Below are 970 nucleotides of genomic sequence, written 5' to 3' on the forward strand. Positions count from 1 at the left end.
AGTCGTAACAAGGTAGCCGTATCGGAAGGTGCGGCTGGATCACCTCCTTTCTATGGAGTCCATGTTACCTGTAGGGTAACGGACATTAAGCAACTACGGTTGCAACGGCATTCACTCGTTGGTCAGTTTTGAGAGGGCAATATCTCTCATGAAGATAAGGTTGCGAAATATGCTTTCTAGAGAGAGCGCTTAGCGTTATTCGCGAAGTTGGTTTTGTATTAGCAAGACTTCGTTTGGTGATGATGGCGGAAGGGAACCACGCGTACCCATACCGAACACGAACGTTAAGCCTTCCAGCGTCGATGGTACTTGGACCGAAGGGTCCTGGGAGAGTAGAACATCGCCAAGCAACCCACCTTGAGTGGGTTTTTGTTTTGAATAATCGTTTTGTTAATCCAAAACATTTAAGGGCCCTTAGCTCAGCTGGTTAGAGCGCACCCCTGATAAGGGTGAGGTCGGTGGTTCGAGTCCACTAGGGCCCACCATGAAATTTTATATTATGATATGGGGCCATAGCTCAGCTGGGAGAGCGCCTGCCTTGCAAGCAGGAGGTCAGCGGTTCGATCCCGCTTGGCTCCACCAAAAAAACTCTTGCTTTCGAGTGAGGTTTTGTGATAAGATGCTTTTTGTCGCTATTGAGAGATGGCGATGAAGCTAAGATTGTTCCTTGAAAACTAGATACTGAAATACAATGCGTAGAGCAATACAACGTGTATTAGCATGGTTAAGCTAATAAGAGCACACGGAGGATGCCTAGGCGCTAGGAGCCGAAGAAGGACGTGGCGAACGACGATATCGCCTCGGGGAGCCGTAAGCAGGCTTTGATCCGGGGATGTCCGAATGGGGGAACCCAGCTGAGGTAATACTCAGTTACTCACATCTGAATACATAGGATGTGTAGAGGCATACGAGGGGAACTGAAACATCTAAGTACCCTCAGGAGAAGAAAACAACAGTGATTCCGTCAGTA

Annotated in this window: 2 tRNA genes and 3 rRNA genes; all 5 read left to right on the forward strand. The window is 48.2% G+C overall.

The window, feature by feature from the left end:
- Nucleotides 1-50 (forward strand): 16S ribosomal RNA (locus ABEA66_RS28720); the annotation flags it as partial.
- 182 nt (nt 51-232) lie between these two features.
- Nucleotides 233-349, forward strand: a 5S ribosomal RNA gene (gene rrf, locus ABEA66_RS28725).
- 59 nt (nt 350-408) lie between these two features.
- A tRNA-Ile gene (locus ABEA66_RS28730) sits at nt 409-485 on the forward strand.
- Nucleotides 486-506: 21 nt separating this feature from the next.
- Nucleotides 507-582 (forward strand) — tRNA-Ala (locus ABEA66_RS28735).
- Between the two features lie 140 nt (nt 583-722).
- Nucleotides 723-970, forward strand: a 23S ribosomal RNA gene (locus ABEA66_RS28740); the annotation flags it as partial.

The sequence above is a fragment of the Paenibacillus vulneris genome (genome assembly GCF_039543185.1).
Lineage (GTDB): Bacteria > Bacillota > Bacilli > Paenibacillales > NBRC-103111 > Paenibacillus_S > Paenibacillus_S vulneris.